Source organism: Dellaglioa sp. CoH-57-MRSF-21 (genome assembly GCF_056781915.1).
This window is the reverse complement of record NZ_JBXAXU010000031.1, coordinates 1-658: the sequence shown is the minus strand read 5'-3', so window position 1 is coordinate 658 and position 658 is coordinate 1. Positions and strand designations below refer to the sequence as shown.

Sequence of the window (658 nt, the reverse complement as noted above, 5' to 3'; positions counted from 1 at the left end):
CTTCTTGTTGAGCGTGGGTTGGCGCGTGGCCCACTCGTCGCGAAGACGGGCCTTCGACATCTGCTTGTAATTGACGCCGGGAATCAGGTACTCCGTGACACCGCGACCGATCTGCGGACCTGTGAGCCCACGCATCACGGAATCGAACTCAGCGGCACGCGCCAGCTCTTCATCAGTCCACTTGCGCATTTTGTTCCTCTCGAATAAGTTGTGCAAGCTCCAGTCTATCACGACCTGCATCCGCAAGTCTACAGCTCCAGACCCACGCAGGGAATCCCAGCCCGCGCATGTCAGTGAGGCCTGTGCGCGCACGCGTCAAATACCCCATCGACGCCATCTTCGAAAGGTCGCGGCCGAACTGCGGACACTTATTGGCACCGTACGGCATAATATCCATGGCCGCACCAGTCTTTTCCGCGTACTCATCAACGGCCCAGCGGTCCAGTACGTCGGCCTGATCATAATTCCTAGACATCAGGTCTAGGATCACGTCATACCTGTCAACGGGCTTCACAGGTGTTGCCGGGCCATACGGCGCACCGCCTCTCGGATGCTGTTCTCGATCAGGGCAGCGCTGATGGTGTCTTCGAATTCAGCATGTGCCTGCGCGTGAATAGTCTTGGCGTTGATACCGCAGCGCGCTAGGTCGAAAACAAAG

At 57.9% G+C, this 658-nt stretch carries 1 protein-coding gene; it reads right to left on the bottom strand.

Features of this window, described 5'->3' with window-relative positions; genetic code table 11:
- On the bottom strand, positions 1-189 hold a 189-nt coding region (locus AC1RPQ_RS07740), incomplete at its 3' end, for a hypothetical protein (RefSeq protein ID WP_481762221.1).
- Between the last annotated feature and the right edge of the window lie 469 nt (positions 190-658).